The sequence below is a fragment of the Flavobacterium sp. ARAG 55.4 genome, from assembly GCF_051846875.1.
Lineage (GTDB): Bacteria > Bacteroidota > Bacteroidia > Flavobacteriales > Flavobacteriaceae > Flavobacterium > Flavobacterium plantiphilum.
The window spans coordinates 45,297-59,027 of record NZ_JBPYCT010000018.1 but is presented as its reverse complement, the minus strand read 5'-3'; the positions used below and the strand labels follow the sequence as shown (position 1 = coordinate 59,027).

16 protein-coding genes, 1 tRNA gene and 1 pseudogene are annotated in these 13,731 nt (G+C 34.0%); 2 read left to right on the top strand and 16 right to left on the bottom strand.

Annotation, left to right across the window (positions count from 1 at the left end; translation table 11 throughout):
- The 7 genes and pseudogenes from ACSV4D_RS17085 to ACSV4D_RS17055 form a co-directional block, all read right to left on the bottom strand.
- Window positions 1–257 (bottom strand): annotated as a pseudogene (locus tag ACSV4D_RS17085) (hypothetical protein); the annotation flags it as partial.
- Window positions 251–889, bottom strand: a complete 639-nt coding sequence (locus ACSV4D_RS17080; protein ID WP_439229218.1) for a hypothetical protein — start codon at window positions 887–889, stop codon at window positions 251–253. The pseudogene ACSV4D_RS17085 and the gene ACSV4D_RS17080, both read right to left, overlap by 7 nt.
- Window positions 890–906: 17 nt before the next feature.
- On the bottom strand, window positions 907–1,125 hold the full coding sequence (locus tag ACSV4D_RS17075) for a PRTRC system protein C (protein WP_026713446.1): 219 nt from the start codon (window positions 1,123–1,125) through the stop codon (window positions 907–909).
- Window positions 1,126–1,153: 28 nt separating this feature from the next.
- Window positions 1,154–1,678: a PRTRC system protein E gene (locus ACSV4D_RS17070; RefSeq protein ID WP_439229217.1), complete on the bottom strand. Its 525-nt coding sequence runs from the start codon at window positions 1,676–1,678 to the stop codon at window positions 1,154–1,156.
- Between the two features lie 12 nt (window positions 1,679–1,690).
- Window positions 1,691–1,885, bottom strand: a complete 195-nt coding sequence (locus ACSV4D_RS17065) for a hypothetical protein (protein ID WP_439229216.1) — start codon at window positions 1,883–1,885, stop codon at window positions 1,691–1,693.
- Window positions 1,886–1,901: 16 nt separating this feature from the next.
- Complete coding sequence (locus ACSV4D_RS17060; protein ID WP_439229215.1) at window positions 1,902–2,975, bottom strand: DUF932 domain-containing protein; 1,074 nt, start codon at window positions 2,973–2,975, stop codon at window positions 1,902–1,904.
- Between the two features lie 47 nt (window positions 2,976–3,022).
- A complete protein-coding gene (locus ACSV4D_RS17055) occupies window positions 3,023–3,415 on the bottom strand; it encodes a single-stranded DNA-binding protein (RefSeq protein ID WP_439229214.1) in 393 nt (130 codons plus the stop codon).
- A gap of 772 nt (window positions 3,416–4,187) precedes the next feature.
- On the opposite strand from ACSV4D_RS17055, the gene ACSV4D_RS17050 reads away from it, so the two are divergent.
- Window positions 4,188–4,466, top strand: coding sequence for a DNA-binding protein (locus tag ACSV4D_RS17050; protein WP_439229213.1), 279 nt, complete (start codon window positions 4,188–4,190; stop codon window positions 4,464–4,466).
- Window positions 4,450–4,767: a hypothetical protein gene (locus tag ACSV4D_RS17045; RefSeq protein ID WP_439229212.1), complete on the top strand. Its 318-nt coding sequence runs from the start codon at window positions 4,450–4,452 to the stop codon at window positions 4,765–4,767. Before ACSV4D_RS17050 ends, ACSV4D_RS17045 begins: the two co-directional genes overlap by 17 nt.
- A 13-nt stretch (window positions 4,768–4,780) precedes the next feature.
- Here the strand turns inward: ACSV4D_RS17045 and ACSV4D_RS17040 are convergent, their stop codons facing one another.
- The 9 genes from ACSV4D_RS17040 to ACSV4D_RS17000 form a co-directional block, all read right to left on the bottom strand.
- Window positions 4,781–6,094: a site-specific integrase gene (locus ACSV4D_RS17040; protein WP_439229211.1), complete on the bottom strand. Its 1,314-nt coding sequence runs from the start codon at window positions 6,092–6,094 to the stop codon at window positions 4,781–4,783.
- Window positions 6,095–6,375: 281 nt separating this feature from the next.
- Window positions 6,376–6,460 (bottom strand) — tRNA-Ser (locus tag ACSV4D_RS17035).
- Between the two features lie 158 nt (window positions 6,461–6,618).
- Entirely contained in the window at window positions 6,619–7,752 is a 1,134-nt protein-coding gene (gene ribB, locus ACSV4D_RS17030) for a 3,4-dihydroxy-2-butanone-4-phosphate synthase (protein ID WP_408079604.1), read from the bottom strand.
- Window positions 7,739–9,223 (bottom strand): LptF/LptG family permease, encoded by a 1,485-nt coding sequence (locus ACSV4D_RS17025; protein ID WP_408079602.1) that lies wholly within the window; start codon window positions 9,221–9,223, stop codon window positions 7,739–7,741. The genes ribB and ACSV4D_RS17025 overlap by 14 nt, the downstream gene beginning before the upstream one ends.
- Window positions 9,224–9,231: 8 nt before the next feature.
- Window positions 9,232–9,873, bottom strand: coding sequence for a LolA family protein (locus ACSV4D_RS17020; RefSeq protein ID WP_439229210.1), 642 nt, complete (start codon window positions 9,871–9,873; stop codon window positions 9,232–9,234).
- A 4-nt stretch (window positions 9,874–9,877) separates the two neighbouring features.
- A complete protein-coding gene (locus tag ACSV4D_RS17015; protein WP_439229209.1) occupies window positions 9,878–12,319 on the bottom strand; it encodes a DNA translocase FtsK in 2,442 nt (813 codons plus the stop codon).
- 23 nt (window positions 12,320–12,342) lie between these two features.
- On the bottom strand, window positions 12,343–12,717 hold the full coding sequence (locus tag ACSV4D_RS17010; RefSeq protein WP_408079596.1) for a diacylglycerol kinase family protein: 375 nt from the start codon (window positions 12,715–12,717) through the stop codon (window positions 12,343–12,345).
- An 11-nt stretch (window positions 12,718–12,728) separates the two neighbouring features.
- Window positions 12,729–13,226, bottom strand: a complete 498-nt coding sequence (gene tpx / locus ACSV4D_RS17005) for a thiol peroxidase (RefSeq protein WP_439229208.1) — start codon at window positions 13,224–13,226, stop codon at window positions 12,729–12,731.
- A 188-nt stretch (window positions 13,227–13,414) separates the two neighbouring features.
- A complete protein-coding gene (locus ACSV4D_RS17000; protein WP_408079592.1) occupies window positions 13,415–13,672 on the bottom strand; it encodes a DUF6952 family protein in 258 nt (85 codons plus the stop codon).
- Window positions 13,673–13,731 lie beyond the last annotated feature (59 nt).

Genomic DNA, 13,731 nt, shown 5'->3' with positions numbered 1-13,731 from the left:
CTTGCATTTCGAAATACATTTTCATTTGGATATTGCTCTAAAAGGGCATAGGCTTCTTGAGCTAATTTTAAACAATCCTGTTCAAAAACGTTTGTACTTTTAAAGCGGTTCAATCGTTTTTTGAAAAAAGTTAAATTGGCAGTATTGAATATTTTTTGTTCCATTTTGTCGCCAATCCATTCTGCTTGTTCGAATTCACGCAAATAAATTGATGTTTCTTCGGTACTATCATCAGTTAGTAACCATTCTTTCAACATCTCGTATTGATAATAAAGAAACTATTTTCCTGTCTGTAATAGGGTATGTTAACACTATGGTAGAGATAACTACAGACCGATAATAGAAGCTGTGCACTATTTTTTCGTTTTTTGTTTTTTAATAAACGGTACAGCGGTACTACTGGAATATAATAGAGTGTAGAGTTAGTATTGTATCGCTCTTCACTTGTAAAAAAGGTTTTCCTACTATCCTGTACGAGTTTGATTTCTTCCCAATCCCTCACCTTATTTTTTAGTTTTTCTTTGGTGTCCCATATAGTCAAAACGATATTGTATGGATAACCAAAAGGTTGGGTGTGAATGGGGGTAATATTATAATGTGTTGCAAATTTGGAAAGAGATTGGTAAAAATCTCTTTCCGTCTTTGCTGTTCTATTACAAGCCTGTGCCGTTTTCGTTTCTGCCAAAACTGGCAGGAATGAAGTTCTTAAAAAACCATTGGCAACATCGGTACTGGTACAGACTGTTGTTTGTCCTTGCTGATTTCGTTTGCATCCTTTGTTCGTTTCATCCAGTTTGCGAACTCTCCTAATTGCCTGTGTAATCGCTTTTGTTTGGATTTTTTGGGTAGCTGTATCGTACCCGCTATGATATGTGATTGCATAAGTCATTTTTTATAGTTTTTGGTTTAACCTTTCGTACCTATAGCACTTTCAAAGCGGTATTGTACTGTATCATCCTTTATTGTAGGTGCGCCAATTTTTGCGGTTGTGAGTATGGGATAAGTATTGGAATAAAAATTCAATACCGCTTGTACACTCCATTTTGGTTCGGGGTCTGTAAGTTTGATTTCTTGTCCTTTATCGTTAAACAAAAACACTCTTTCTAATTGTGTGGCTAATAACATAATGATTCAATTTAGATTAAACATTTTCTTACTCTGTTCCGAAGAGACTAGGTGAAGCGAATTTGTCGGATAGTTCCTTTTTGCGTCTGTTTATGGCTTCGGCATATTCAGGGTAATCGTTAGGATTAGGTACTTTCATCCAGGCATCACGGTGTTTGCCATCGTTATCCAATTCATCAGCCTTTGCCATAGCTTCATTGTATTTCTTTTCTTTTTCGTCCTTCGCTTTTTTTTCCTTATCGGTTTTTTCTTTTTCCATTGCCGATTGCTTTTGGGCGTTTTCCAATTGCTTCATGTAGGCTTCCATGTTGACCATTAAACCCGAAGCAGTTTCTAATGGAACAGCGATGCTTTTAAAAAATCCCTCGTCCAGCTCTTCTGCTGTTCCTCTAAGATTGAGAGGTGTTATCAGTTGCTTTGCATCGTCTCCACATTGGTCATTTAGAAGTATTATGGAAACAATTAGTTTGTTTTCTACTCCTTTGAAAATCGTTAATTGTAAATTTCCTGTGATTTCCAATTGTGCTATTTGATTGAAAAAATTAGTACTCATCTTTCTAAAATTTTAAAGTGATGTTTGTTCTTCTTTGATTGCTGTCAGTTTCTCGTGCATATCCTTCCAATAGGCTTTTTGTTTTCTGTCAAAGTCAGTAAAGCTTTCGTCTTCGTGTTGGTATTCGGTGTATTGTTTCGTAATCTCAATCGCTTCATCAAGATTACTCACTTCAATCAGACAACCATTTAAGTCTCTTACTATCATTCGTTCGCTATTTTGATTAGTTGAAATGGAGAATATCACTACCAACTTTCGAAAAAGAGGTACACAGTTCAAAAGCCTTTTGAGATTTTATTTGTGCTGTACCACCCAATACAATAGATTGTAGTTTGGCTTCTTCATCCTTATAATTGCGTACATTTTGGAAGTAGCCAGTCACAGCATTATAAGCCCCAAATAAAGTCCCTTTTGTGGTTTCCATTTGTTGGGTATCACTAGTCATTGCGTATGCAAAAGCACTTTCAACCGTATTTTTGAACACGGTGGATATTTCGTCTTCATTACCCTTTTTGATATGTTCTAAGGTTTCTTTATTGGGACAAAGAGCCAACTGTATCAGTTTTTCAATCTCTTTATCACTTATTCTTACTTTTGCCCAGTTATTGAAAATAGATTCTAATTGGTTGCTAAACTCATTCGCTAATCCCATTACTTTATGGGCATTGTCTAAGTGTTGTTTTGCTCCCGAAGTATGACGGATGCGTACCACGTTGCTCATATTTTTGAGTGATGCGTTAAGGGTGTTTTGGCAAACAATCCGAACGGGGGTAAAGGCTGCGGTAATACTTCCACTACCATCGTGCGAAGTGGTAAGGAAAATATATTTTTCGGTTACATCATCACCATTACCCACACGGATATAATCAGGCAGTTTTGCAGTTATGAAAATACGTTCTCCATTTCCTAGAGCTCCTGCGGTCTCGTATAGAATCCCATCCGTACCCCCTACAATAGTATCAAAAAATGAAAAGGCTTCGCAGTTTTGTACAATTTGATAATCTTTGCCTACCACCCCCAATACAGTATTATTGTCATTTCTGATGTTGGCAAAATAATTAGGTACGTGTAATTCATTATTGCCCATCTCGATGCCGTTTGTAGTTTCTATAATGCCTGAACTTTTGGTATAAAGAGGTGTTTTTACCACTTCATAATTAAGTCCTGCGTGTTGGATTGCTTCTGCACTTGTGGGATAGTCTTGTACAATTTGCCCTAAACCGTGCCATGCTTTTTGCTGAACGCTAAAAAAAGAGTAACGCCCTGTTCTTTCGTTGAAATTTAAATTATGTCCCATGATATTGAAATTTTAAAATTTGAAAAAAATTAAATAAATTAATTGTATTAGAATGGTAAATCGTCTCCAGTTTCCTGATTTTTAGTATTGGTTTTCTTTGCGTTATTGCTTGTCTGAGCATTTTCTGTTTTCTTACTACCTCCGTGCAATTTGATAGCTGAGGTATGGAAATTCAAGCTTGCTCTTAACTCGCCGTCATTAGCTGTCCACGGTCTTGTGCTAACTCTGCCTGTAAGCTCTACCAAAGTACCTTTAGTGAGTATCTTGGATACATTTGGACTTATCCAGTAAGAGCAGTCAAAATAGGTTGTTTGCTCTATGCGTTCGCCCTGTTTGTTGCGATAGCTGTCGTTGGTAGCTATTGAAAAATTCACTACTTGTTTGTCCTGTGATGTTGTGCGTACTTCCGCATCCCTTGTTAGTCTTCCTACGATGTTCATAATCTTTCATTTTCAGCGTTACATTTAATTTGATTTATTATTCGGTAATGAGAGGAGGAGCTGTTTCGTTTCACTCTATTACCATTTCTAATGCTGTTATTTTCCATAATTGACATTTTTTTTATTCGTCTAAAGAGCCGGAGTATGCTTTGTTTAGTTTCAGGAGCATAAAAAGGTTAGTGTTTAGCAGGAGCAAGGTTTTGGCAAACAAATACAACCCGAATGGGTGGAGATTTTTTTGACAAACCCGTAGGCCTTGACCTTGTTCCTGCGTTAAGAACACGGAAATACCTTTGCTCTTGAAATGGGACAAAACAGCATACTGGCTCTTGAATAAAAAAAAAACAGTGGAAGTGATTAAAAAGGCATTGCGTAAATGGTTTAATGTGATCTGAAAAAATCAATTAATGAGATAGTAATTTCTAAAAACTTTAAGAGACATTATTTTCTAAATAGATATGGCCATGAAAGCCATGTAAAAGGATCTTGAAAAAATACTGTTTGGGTGAAGATTTGGATTTTTCAAGATGCTTTTATTAGGTATCCGATTAAGCTCTTTTATGAAGTAGAGTAGCGGATGAATAAATGTACTTTGAGGATTTGAGTTTATGTGCTGGATATACATTATAATAGGAGTCAATTAAAGCCAAAAAACTTCATTCAGAACACCAGATCGATTATTTATTTGTTACTCTATTATATTAGCTGTATGAATGGCTGATAAAAAAGCTATTGTTCCAAAAAAGAAAAAATAAAAACAATAGATAGTATTATGGGGGAGATTGTGACTAAAGAAGATTTAAGACAGTTTGGTATATTATTAATTGATAGTATGCGAACTATTATTCAAGATAATAATAATGATAAAACCGAAACATTAGAGCTTGAATGGCTGAAAAGTAAGGCTGTGAGAAAACTTCTGGATATTTCTGCAGGTTCAGTACAGAATTTAAGGATGACGCAGAAAGTCCGATTTAAAAAAGTTCTTGGTTCGTATTACTACAATAAAAATGATCTGCTAAAACTTTTTAAAGATGAATCAAACAAATAGTAAAACAGAAGACCAAATAATAAATCAATTATCCATTTATATGGATGATCCGCAGCTAAATGTTTGGCATTTGGCTATTTTAACAGCAATTTTAAGTTTGGGATATAGGCAGAAAGAAAGACATAGGATTAGAGTCAGCCGACGTAAGATTATGTTATTGTCACATATTAATACAATTCCAACTTATCATAAATATTTTAAACAGCTTCAGGAGTTGGGGTATATTAAGTATAAACCTTCCTACCACCCAGATTATAGAAGTGAAGTTGAATTAAATCAAAAGAGGTTATCTCATAGATAACCTCTTTCCTTTTTTAGGATAATGTCGAAATATTATATTTCTCTTTAATTAACTCTATTTCATTCTCCAATCTGTTCAGTGTAGTTAAATCTTCCTGTGATATTTGAGTGTTTTCAAGCTTTAGTTTTTTATTCAGAAGTGTCATTTCCCGACCTATAGTAGCTTGTTCTGTGATAGCATAAGCTTCCGTCTGTTTCACTGATGAATGCCCTAACATTTCCTTTACTACATTAATAGGGACGTTATTATTTAATGTTACTGTACTTCCAAATGTTCTGCGTGCCATATGCGTATTGAGCGTGAAGGGAAAACCGCATAATTCAGCAATTTCTTTAAGATATTCATTCATTTTCTGATTAGAAGAAACAGGCAGTACGGTTCCGCGCTTAAGGCATAAGGGATGATCTTTATATTTTTCAAGAATTTTGATGGCCTTTGGAAGAAGCGGAATTCTTGCCGTAGAATTTGTTTTCTGTCTTTCATATAAAATCCATTGATTTCCGTCAACACCATCTTTTATGTCGGCTCTCTGAAGCTGAAAAGCATCAATGTAAGCAAGTCCTGTATAGCATTGGAAAACAAAAATATCACGCACAGTATTAAGTCTGTCTGTTGAAAATTGATGTCTTTCAAGTTCAGCTAATTCTTTAGCAGAGATAGGCTTCTTTACAATTTTAGTTTTCTTTCCTTTAAAACTCTTAAATGGATCTTTGATAATGATTTCTTTATCTATGGCTCGTATTACAATTTTCTTGAAGTTGGAAATGTATTTAAGTGTGGTGTTATTTGCGCATTTCCTAACTGTACGGAGATAGAACTCAAAATCTTTTATAAATTCAAAATTTAGATCAGCAAATTCAAAATCACTGGCATTATATTTTAATTTAATGAAAGCTGTAACGTGGTTTTTAGTGATACTGAATCTCTCTAGTGTGGCTTCTGTATATCCGTTACCAATTAGGGCTTTCATTTCATCATTGTGTTTTTGAAATTCTTCAAGTACCCTAGCTCTGGGTGTTATTCTTCCCATAACATGATCCATAATCTTTTGGGAGGTTATGGGTTTTCCTGTATACATAATTTCTGTTTTGATTTCATGGATTTTCGTAGTGAGTGAATCCAGGAAAAAATTCAGCGATTTTGCATCTTCTTTTGTTCCTACTGCTCTCTCAGTTTTCTGATTCCAGCGCTCAATGTCCCATTGGCGTCTGGTTGATGCTTCTTTTGGGATACCATCAACAGTAATCCTGAAATAAACGGTTCTAATGTTACTTTCATGGCGGGGTACTTTCAAAAAGAAAATTAGCCCAAAACTTTTCTCTAGCATAATTCAATTTATTAGATTAGTAAATGTAGAATTATAACTTAATTTAGACAAGATGTAAACCTGCTTAACCCCTTTGATAACGGGACTTAAGATGATTTTTTGTGGCACAATTTTAAAATCTCACGCTGTGCCACGAATGTGCCATAAAGATTTTGCGTGATTTTATAAATATTGAAAAATGGTATAAAAGAAAAAACCCTGCAAATCGTATGATTTGCAGGGTTTACCGCTTTTTTTAGGCTTTTTTGAAAACTTTGAAAAGTCTCTTTTTTAGCCTTCAGCGGAGAAAGAGGGATTCGAACCCCCGGACCTGTTACAGTCAACAGTTTTCAAGACTGCCGCATTCGACCGCTCTGCCATTTCTCCAGTATGTCGCTATCAATTCGTGATTGCGAGTGCAAATATAGAACCTTTTTTTATTTAAATCCAAACAATTTTAGAAAAAAAATCAGCTATTTTTTGATAGCTGATTTAATGGTTTTATTATGTGTTAGTTACGTATTAAATATTTTTTAAATAAATAATTAATAGTTTACATATTCGGTTATTTCTAAGCCATAACCAATCATTCCAACACGTTTTGTTTGTTCTGTATTGGATACTAATCGGATTTTTGAAATATCAATATCGTGTAATATTTGTGCCCCAATTCCGTAATCTTTAGTATCAATTACTACTTTAGGCGCTTTCATTGTTCCTTCGGATTGTAATTCTTTTAATTCGGTAATACGGCTTAATAAGTTTACAGCTGACATATCCTGATTGATGAAAATAACTGCTCCACGTCCGTTTTCATTAATTATTTTAAACATAGCATCCAGTTGTTGGTCTACGTTATTAGTTAATGTCCCTAACAGGTCATTATTGACCTGAGAAGAGTGGATCCGGGTTAAGATAGGTTCTCCTAAATTCCAGTTTCCTTTGGTTAATGCAATATGAATTTGTTTATTTGTAATTTGTTCATAAGCTCTTAAACGGAAAGTTCCAAAACGGGTATTGATGTCAAAATCTTCTTTTTTTACAATAATACTGTCATGCTGCATTCTGTAAGCGACAAGAGCTTCAATGGAAACCGTTTTTATATTGAATTTTTTCGCAATTTTGATTAATTCCGGTAAGCGAGCCATAGTACCATCTTCATTCATTACTTCTACAATCACACCAGCGGGTTTAAAACCGGCTAATCGGGCAAAATCTATGGCAGCTTCGGTATGACCTGTTCTTCTCAATACACCTCCTTCTTTTGCAATTAAAGGAAAAATATGTCCCGGTCTGGCTAAATCATGTGGTTTTGTAGAAGGATCGGTTAGAGCAACAATAGTTTGTGCACGGTCAGAAGCTGATATTCCTGTTGTAACTCCTTTTCCTCTTAAATCTACCGAAACAGTAAAAGCTGTTTCCATAGGATCTGTATTATTATTTACCATGACGTTTAATCCTAATTCTTTACAACGGCTCTCGGTCAGGGGAGCACAAATAAGTCCGCGTCCGTGAGTAGCCATAAAGTTGATCATTTCTGGAGTAGCTTTTTCTGCAGCAGCTAGAAAATCACCTTCATTTTCTCTGTTTTCATCATCAACAACTAAAATTATTTTTCCTTGACGAATATCTTCTATAGCTTCTTCAATTGTGTTGAGTTTTATTTTATTTTCGCCCATTTTCGGTTGCATTTTTTTTGTTAGGTGTAATTTTGTATAGTAGTTTTTGTAGTGTTTTTTGAATAGGTGACAGGATTACATCCATATTAATTAATCCGATGTCGTTTGTTGCACGGTAAGTTAACAATATAGCTAATGGTGTAAGTACAATCGAAGACATCCATGCTCCCATAAAAGGAGTCATTCCGTTTTCCTGAGCAAATCTTTTTCCAAATGTATTGATAAAGTGAAAAGTGATAAAAATTAACACAGCAAAAATAATAGGTAATCCTAATCCGCCTTTTCTAATAATTGCGCCTAGTGGTGCCCCAATGAAAAACATCATAAGGCAGGCATATGCTATAACAAATTTATCATACAAAGCCAGCAGGTGATTATTGATGTTTTTTTGCTTTACCTGCAAGTTGATTTTGCTTCCGTCAATGCTGTATCCAATACTGCTTAGATTACTGCTCGCAGTACTCAATAGTTGTGATTTTTTATTTTTATCATATAAAGACAGAATATCCAGAGGAAGTTTTTTTCGCTTATTAACAACTTCTTTGCCGCCCACATCATTGAAAGTTTTATCTTCTATTGTAGTTCTCTGGTTTATATTTTCGGAATAAGAAGCAAGTTCTGTTTTGTAATTTTTACTGAGCGAATCTAAGGTGTAATTCAATTCATTTACAGTAAGCATGGTATTAGAGTTATTTACTTTTTCATCATCAACATCTACATTATTTAATTGTGACAAGTCAATATTTATAGTATATTTTTTAAAAGCGCTTTTAGCAAATGGAAGTTTTTTTCGATCTGTATATTTTTTAGGTGTAATATCTTCGTAATAATTACCATTGTTTAAAACAAGCTGTAAAATACTTGATTCTTCACTACTTATAAGTTCTCCGTCTTTAGCTTTAATAACTGTTTTACTTCCGTCGCCATTCATAGCTTTTTTATGAATAGTAATTCCGGTTAATTTGTTTCCGTTTTCACCTGATTTTTTATTTACCTTAATATTGTAATATCCTACTTCGCTAAACTGACCTTCTGTGATAGCCATTGCAGGTTTTAATTGCGCAATATTTTTTCTGAAGTTAATAAACTTGTACTCGGCAAAGGGAATCACATTATTAGCAAAAAAGAAAGCTATAATACTTAACAACACGATAAATACGGTAAGACTTCGCATGGCTCTTTGTAAAGAAATACCGGAGGATTTCATGGCAGCAAATTCATAATTTTCGGCAAGATTTCCAAAAGTCATAATAGATGCCAGTAAAACCGATAAAGGAAGCACTAATGGAACAATCCTAGGCATGGAAAACATCAGGAACTTAACGATTAAAGGCAAGTCTAAATCTTTCCCGGCAAGCTCCGCAATAAAAAGCCAGATGGTCTGAAGTATGAATATAAAAAACAAGATTACAAATACCGTAGTAAATGTAATCAGGAATGTTTTTAATAAGTATTTATCGAGAATTTTCACGTACTGAATTAATCTAATTTATTGATGTAGTAATTAGGATATTTATTAGCTACAAAGGTAAATTGATTTTTTGATAAAGGTTGATTGGTTTTAAAAGAATTAACGGTTAAAGTTGTTTTTGTTCCTTTTTTGCCAGTTTCAATCAAATTATATATGTGTTTGGTCTGAACATCAATTCCTAACAATATTTCCTTTCTTTGATCTTTAGGATCTGTAGGAATTAATTTGATATATTGTATTTTTCTCCCTCTAACATTTTGCAGAATATTCATCGAATATTTGTAACCACTATTAAAGAATGTCAGCATTTTTGAAGGTGTAATGGCGCTATCATCTTTTTCATTCACTGTAGAGATATTGATTTCTTCATCTTCAGGAATTATGGTGTACGTTTTTTTACCATCATATATTTTTGTGATACCCATAAAATTCAATACGTATTGACTTCCTTTTAAGGTTACATTTCCTTTACTGTCCTGATTAATATTTTCTTTAGCATTATTAAGTGAATATTTAAAATCGATTACAATATTATTATAACTTTTTACTTTAGCTGTCACCTGATCCAAAAGGCTTTTTGCCTTTTTATCCTGAGCCTGAACAGAAAAGGAGATTAATAAAATAAATGCAATTTGGATAAACTTTTTCATTGTGTTAATTATTTTCTTCATTATTAAAAAACTGATCAAGAGCATGCATGTCCGGAATGTTTACACTACGGGCTTTACTTCCTTCAAAAGGACCTACAATTCCTGCGGCTTCTAATTGGTCAATTAATCTACCAGCTCTGTTGTAACCTAATTTTAACTTGCGTTGCAATAAGGATGCCGAACCTTGTTGAGCGTTTACAATAATTTCGGCCGCTTCTCTAAACAGAGTATCTCTTTCAGAAATATCCATATCAAGATTGATGCCATTTTCTTCTCCACCCACATATTCCGGTAGTAAATACGCTGTGGCATAAGCCTTTTGTGAGCCTATAAAATCAGTGATTTTTTCTACTTCGGGAGTGTCTATAAAGGCACATTGTACACGTACCACATCGTTTCCGTTAGTATATAATAAATCTCCGCGACCAATTAACTGATCGGCTCCCTGAGTATCCAAAATGGTTCTGGAATCAATTTTAGAAGTTACCCTAAAAGCAATTCGGGCGGGGAAATTGGCTTTAATCAAACCTGTAATTACATTTACCGAAGGTCTTTGGGTAGCAATAATCAAGTGGATACCAATAGCACGGGCTAACTGCGCTAAACGGGCAATAGGAACTTCAACTTCTTTTCCGGCAGTCATTATTAAGTCGGCAAACTCATCGACAACCAGAATGATATAAGGTAAAAAGCGATGTCCGTTTTCAGGATTCAGTTTTCGGGATTTGAATTTTTCGTTATATTCTTTAATGTTACGAACCATTGCGTCTTTTAATAAAGAATAACGGTTGTCCATTTCTACACAAAGGGAATTCAAAGTGTTGACTACTTTAGCATTATCAGTAATAATAGCATCTTCTACATCCGGAAGTTTGGCTAAATAATGTCTTTCAATTTTATTAAAAAGAGTAAGTTCTACTTTTTTAGGATCAACCAATACAAATTTGACTTCGGCAGGATGTTTTTTGTATAAAAGCGAAGTTAAAACGGCATTTAAACCCACCGATTTACCCTGACCTGTAGCTCCTGCCATTAAAAGGTGAGGCATTTTGGCCAAATCAACAACAAAAGTTTCGTTTGAAATGGTTTTTCCAAGAGCAATTGGCAATTCCATTTCTGCTTCCTGAAATTTAGTAGAACCTATAACGGATTTCATTGAAACCATAGTAGGATTCTTGTTAGGAACCTCGATACCAATAGTTCCTTTTCCAGGGATAGGAGCAATGATACGAATTCCCAGTGCCGAAAGTGACAAGGCAATATCGTCTTCTAAGCTTTTAATTTTAGAAATTCGAATACCGGCCTCAGGAACAATTTCGTATAAAGTTACCGATGGTCCTACGGTTGCTTTAATCTGGGCAATTTCAATTTTATAATTGCGAAGTGTATCTACAATGCGGTTCTTGTTTTCTTCTAATTCTTCCTGATTAATAGTAATTCCTCCGGTTGAATATTCTTTTAATAAATCAATGGTTGGGTATTTGTAATTGGATAAATCCAAAGTAGGATCAAATAATCCAAAGTCAGCAACTAATTTTGAAGCCAGGTTTTCCTCAACAATTTCTTCTTCGGGAGCCGTTTCTATCAAAAATTCATCATTAGCTGCAGTTGGAACAACAGCAGGAGTTTTTTCAATGGAAAGTGGTTTAGAAACCGGATCCAGATTAATCTCAGATGAATGACTAATTGTAGGTTTTAAAGCTTCTTTGTTAATTTCGAATTGTGATGGTTTAGATTCAGTTGTCTGTTTTAATTCAGGTTCTTCTTCTGTAATGGCAAATTCTTCTAAATTATAGGCATTATCTGTTTTCGAAAAGGCGTCATTGTTTTCGGCAGGAATAATTTCTTTTTTAGTATTTTCAAAAAAAGACTGAATCTTTTCAGGAGATATTTTTAATTTGAAAATAATATAAACAATCAGTCCGAATATAAGCAACAATAAAGTTCCTGTTTTTCCAATATAATCCTGAAGAAATAAATTCAGTTCATAGCCGATTATTCCACCTAATTCGGGTAATGAAGTAGCAAAAAAGCCAAACAAAACAGATAAATTAATCATTACAAATAAATCCCAAAACCAGATATTTTTTAATTTCCGGCCAGAAATACCAAGTACTAAGAAGATTCCGCTTAAGAAAAATAACCGGACAAATAGGAAAGAGGCCAGACCAAAACCTTTATAGATAATTAAATCGGCCAGGAAAGCTCCAAACTTTCCCAGCCAATTTTTTACTGTTTCTGTTCTGTCAGATAATTCCAGAACAGCACTTTGATCTGTTTGTCCATGGATATAGAAAGAGGTAAAAGCAACCAGTAAAGCAATAGAAAATAATACTAACAAACAGCCCAAAATAGTTTTTTGCTGTTTAGATATTTCCCATGATTTAAAAACTTTAGCCTTGGTGTTTTTGTTTTCTAAAGTTTCTTTTTTTGTTGTTTTTGCCATTCTATAATGTAACTAAACCTCTATTATATAAAATGAGGTACGTATATGATTAAACCAATAATTATTGCAGTAATTGCAGCAAAAAATACTGCACCAGCGGCAATATCTTTTATAAAACCAATTCTTTCATGATAATCCGGATGAATAAAATCGGCTACTTTTTCAATTGCTGTATTTAGTCCTTCGATACTTAAAACTAAACCAATTGCAAATGTCTGAAACAACCATTCAGTATGAGAAATCCCGACTAAAAATCCAGCAATAGTGAGTAAAACTCCCAGAGAAGTCTGAACCATTATACTGTGTTCGGTAGTGATTAGTTTGATACAGCCTTTTAAAGCATAACTAACACTTTTTAATCTTCCGGTAAGAAAAGTATTATCTTTTTGAAATGCCATTCAATAAGAAATTAAAGTACTGCTAAGGCAGCTTCATAATTTGGTTCGTTTGCAATTTCACCTACTTGTTCAGTGTGTAAAATTGTTCCTTCAGCATCAGTAACAATTAAAGCTCTGGAATGCAGTCCCGCTAATGGTCCGTCTACAATTTCTAATCCGTTTGCTTTTCCAAAACTTCCATCCTGAAAGTCAGATAAATTAACTACATTTTCGATTCCTTCAGCTCCACAAAAGCGTTTTTGAGCAAATGGTAAATCTCTAGAAATACATAAAACAGCAGTGTTGTCAAGTCCGGCAGCAGCTTCATTGAATTTCCTTACTGATGTAGCACAGGTTCCTGTATCGATACTTGGAAAAATATTTAAAACTAATTTCTTTCCGCTAAAATCGCTTAAAGAAGCAACAGAAAGATCGTTTTTTACTAATTTAAAATCGGCAAGTTTCGAACCTACTTTTGGTAATTCTCCTGCAGTGTTTATTGGATTTCCTCCTAATGTAATTGAAGCCATATTTAATTTTTTTAATGAGCTTCAAAAGTATGAAATTTATTTAAGAATTAGGATTACTGCTTTAAGATTTTAAGTTAAAGGGGTGTTATTTTTAAGAGGTTCTCTTTTATACAAAGAGCTGTAAAAGCAAAAAAATGCAACTGTTTGAGATGCATTTTACTTGCGTGTTTCTATAAAAAAAATAAAAATTATTTATCAATGGAACCCATTACTCTTTTCATAAAAGTATTAAGAGCTTCTTTTTTATCGGTTCCGTTTTTAACCAGTTTATGTACTTCAAGGGCACCGTACATATTCGAAATTAATTCGCCTATAACATCTAGTTCTTCATCTTTTAGTGATGAAATTTCGGTCATAGCCTCCAGAACTTCAATTGTTTCGATAATATAATCCTGATCATTTTCTTCAATAAACTGAGTCAGGTGTTTTATTACAGGTAACTTCATTTTTAAGTTGTTTATTTGGTTATTTGTTGATGCGTATATTTGAAAGTTAATTATAACGA

Excerpts from the sequence above, each read along its gene's own strand:
- ACSV4D_RS17050 (WP_439229213.1), top strand. The coding sequence starts at position 4,188 with ATGGGGGAGATTGTGACTAAAGAAGATTTAAGACAGTTTGGTATATTA.
- tpx (WP_439229208.1), bottom strand. The coding sequence starts at position 13,226 with ATGGCTTCAATTACATTAGGAGGAAATCCAATAAACACTGCAGGAGAA.
- ACSV4D_RS17060 (WP_439229215.1), bottom strand. The coding sequence starts at position 2,975 with ATGGGACATAATTTAAATTTCAACGAAAGAACAGGGCGTTACTCTTTT.
- ACSV4D_RS17070 (WP_439229217.1), bottom strand. The coding sequence starts at position 1,678 with ATGAGTACTAATTTTTTCAATCAAATAGCACAATTGGAAATCACAGGA.
- ACSV4D_RS17065 (WP_439229216.1), bottom strand. The coding sequence starts at position 1,885 with ATGATAGTAAGAGACTTAAATGGTTGTCTGATTGAAGTGAGTAATCTT.
- ACSV4D_RS17045 (WP_439229212.1), top strand. The coding sequence starts at position 4,450 with ATGAATCAAACAAATAGTAAAACAGAAGACCAAATAATAAATCAATTA.
- ACSV4D_RS17040 (WP_439229211.1), bottom strand. The coding sequence starts at position 6,094 with ATGCTAGAGAAAAGTTTTGGGCTAATTTTCTTTTTGAAAGTACCCCGC.
- ACSV4D_RS17015 (WP_439229209.1), bottom strand. The coding sequence starts at position 12,319 with ATGGCAAAAACAACAAAAAAAGAAACTTTAGAAAACAAAAACACCAAG.
- ribB (WP_408079604.1), bottom strand. The coding sequence starts at position 7,752 with ATGGGCGAAAATAAAATAAAACTCAACACAATTGAAGAAGCTATAGAA.
- ACSV4D_RS17010 (WP_408079596.1), bottom strand. The coding sequence starts at position 12,717 with ATGGCATTTCAAAAAGATAATACTTTTCTTACCGGAAGATTAAAAAGT.
- ACSV4D_RS17075 (WP_026713446.1), bottom strand. The coding sequence starts at position 1,125 with ATGTTATTAGCCACACAATTAGAAAGAGTGTTTTTGTTTAACGATAAA.
- ACSV4D_RS17055 (WP_439229214.1), bottom strand. The coding sequence starts at position 3,415 with ATGAACATCGTAGGAAGACTAACAAGGGATGCGGAAGTACGCACAACA.
- ACSV4D_RS17080 (WP_439229218.1), bottom strand. The coding sequence starts at position 889 with ATGACTTATGCAATCACATATCATAGCGGGTACGATACAGCTACCCAA.
- ACSV4D_RS17020 (WP_439229210.1), bottom strand. The coding sequence starts at position 9,873 with ATGAAAAAGTTTATCCAAATTGCATTTATTTTATTAATCTCCTTTTCT.
- ACSV4D_RS17000 (WP_408079592.1), bottom strand. The coding sequence starts at position 13,672 with ATGAAGTTACCTGTAATAAAACACCTGACTCAGTTTATTGAAGAAAAT.